At 70.2% G+C, this 2503-nt stretch carries 2 protein-coding genes and 1 pseudogene; 1 reads left to right on the top strand and 2 read right to left on the bottom strand.

What is annotated here, in order from left to right; genetic code table 11:
- Positions 1–215: 215 nt before the first annotated feature.
- Complete coding sequence (locus tag G6019_RS07625; protein WP_107756463.1) at positions 216–758, top strand: YbhB/YbcL family Raf kinase inhibitor-like protein; 543 nt, start codon at positions 216–218, stop codon at positions 756–758.
- 3 nt (positions 759–761) lie between these two features.
- Here G6019_RS07625 and G6019_RS07620 read toward each other — a convergent pair whose 3' ends face one another.
- Together G6019_RS07620 and G6019_RS07615 are read right to left on the bottom strand one after the other, a co-directional pair.
- Entirely contained in the window at positions 762–1829 is a 1068-nt protein-coding gene (locus tag G6019_RS07620; RefSeq protein ID WP_182612576.1) for a quinone-dependent dihydroorotate dehydrogenase, read from the bottom strand.
- A 34-nt stretch (positions 1830–1863) separates the two neighbouring features.
- Positions 1864–2503: pseudogene (locus G6019_RS07615) on the bottom strand (hypothetical protein); the annotation flags it as partial.

Here is a 2503-nt window from a genome sequence, read left to right as displayed (position 1 = left end):
AGCGCGTCTGCCATTCCGCCACTCGCGCTCGCACACTGGTGACCTGCACCGGATCTTCCCCGGCTTGGTCGTGCGAGGAATGACACTAGCCGATGCGCGAACCGTGGGACAAATCGGACCCCGCTCCCACCCGACGCCGTCCGGTCATCGCTGGTAGACAAGGACGAGACCGGCCGGGGACACCTCCCCGCACCGTCCGACCCAGGAGGATGACGATGACCGACTTCCGCGTGCCGAACCCCTACGACGCACTTCCGGACCTCCCCGCCCTCGAGGTGACGAGCGAATCCTTCGTCGAGGGCTCCACCCTCTCGTCCGGGCAGCTCGGCGGGAAGATGGGAGTCGAAGGCGGCGAGGACAAGTCGCCTCAGGTGAGCTGGAGTGCCGGGCCGGAGGGGACCCGGACCTACGTGGTGACCGTGTTCGACCCCGACGCGCCGACCGCCTCGGGGTTCTGGCACTGGTCGGTGGCCAACATCCCCGCCGACGTGACCTCGCTACCGGAGGGGGCGTGCACCGGCGACGACACCTCGGGCCTCCCGGAGGGGTCCGTCGTGGTCCGCAACGACGCCGGGTTCAAGGGATTCGTGGGAGCGGCCCCACCGGAGGGGCACGGTCCGCACCGATACATCCTCGCCGTTCACGCCGTCGGCGACGAGATCGAACTCGGAGAGGACGCCTCCTGCGCCTTCGTGGGGTTCAACCTCTTCGGGCAGGGCCTGGCCCGCGGGACCGTCACGGCGCTCTTCGAGCAGTAGGGGTCAGCTGACCGCCGAACCCACGGCCTCCGCCAGGGAGGCGAACCCGCCCTGCCGGAGCCGTCGGGCGACGAGCTTGTTGGTCCCACGGATGAGATCGGGTCCGGTGAACACGAAACCGGTGTACGTCTGGACCAGATGAGCACCGTGGGTGATGCGGTCCCACACGTCCTCCGGGGTCTCGACGCCGCCCACCGAGATGAGGACGATCCGATCGCCGGCCCGCTCGTGGATCCGGGCGAGCACCTGGCGGGACCGGGCCGCGACGGGCGCCCCCGAGATCCCTCCCGCACCCATCGCCTCCACGACGGCAGCCGGTGTCCTGAGCCCGTCCCGGGAGATGGTGGTGTTGGTGGCGACGATGCCCGCGAGGCCCAGCTCCATGACGAGGTCCGTGACCGCGTCGATGTCGTCGTCGTCCAGGTCGGGCGCGATCTTGACCAACACGGGGATCGTCGCCACGTCACGGACCGCGGTGAGGATGGGGCGGAGTGAGTCGACCGCCTGGAGATCCCTGAGGCCGGGGGTGTTGGGGGAGCTGACGTTGACCACCATGTAGTCGGCCAGCCCGGTGAGCACGCTGGCGGACGCCACGTAGTCGCGGACCGCGTCCTCCGGGGGCACCACCTTGGTCTTACCGATGTTGATCCCCACGGGGTCGCTGCTCCGGCGCCTGCGCAGATTGTTGGCCGCGTTGCCCGCGCCGTGATTGTTGAAGCCCATCCGGTTGAGGATCGCCCGGTCCTCCGGCAGCCGGAACAGACGGGGCGCCGGATTCCCGGGCTGGGGTGACGCGGTGACCGTGCCGACCTCGCTGAACCCGAACCCGATCGCACCCCACGAGTCGACGGCCGCGGCGTTCTTGTCGAAACCGGCGGCGAGGCCGAGCGGCCCGGGGAACCGGCGCCCCAGGACATCCTGGGCCAGGATCGGATCCCGGACACCGAGGACCCGGCGCACGAGCGAACCCAGCGGTGGTACCAGGGTCAACAGCTTGAGAAAGCCGAAGACCAGGTGGTGGATCCGTTCCGCGGGAAAGCGGAACAGCACACTCTTCATCAGCGAGTACACGGTCCTCCTCGATGGGGCGTGGGTGGTGCGTCGATCAGCTCGACGGCTCCGGGAGCTCTGGCCGCATCAGGTGCAGTCCCGCACCGTCGGCGGATCCGACGACCACCGTCCCGGAAGCGGTGACCACCAGGGAATCGGGTTGGCGCACCGTCGCGATCTCGGCCCGCCGTACCCCCGTGCCGTCGCCGAGATCGTACGCCTGGACGGTGTTGGTCCCGGTGGAGGTGACCCAGACGACGTCCCGGGTGGGGTCCCCGGCGACCGCCCAGGGCGCGGCCGCGACCGGGAACTGCTGATGGAGCCGGATCGGCGAGGTCGAGTAGACCAGCAGTGTGTCCCCCACGGTGTCGCTGGCGACGATGGTGACATCCCCGTACTCACCGAGCATCCCGGCTCCTCTGCCGGCGCGCAGGAGCGGCCCGGCCCCGGATTCGTCCAGATCGATGCTGGCGATGACGGTGTCCGGTCGGCTGAACGCCGTGACCGAACCGTCCCGGGCCACGCTGATCCGATCGACCGACGTCAGACCACCGACGCGATGCCGCTCGGCCCCGTCGGGGTCGCGGACCACCACCTCGCCGCCGGGGGCGCCCGTGAGGAGCCGACCGTCGGTGGTCACGGCCGCCGCGGTGACGGGTCCGAGCCCCGAGATCTCGCGCGAGTCACCGTCCGGT

Origin of the sequence: Dietzia sp. DQ12-76, assembly GCF_014145045.1 — a bacterium.
Classification (GTDB): domain Bacteria; phylum Actinomycetota; class Actinomycetes; order Mycobacteriales; family Mycobacteriaceae; genus Dietzia.
This window is presented reverse-complemented; position numbering and strand designations above follow the sequence as displayed.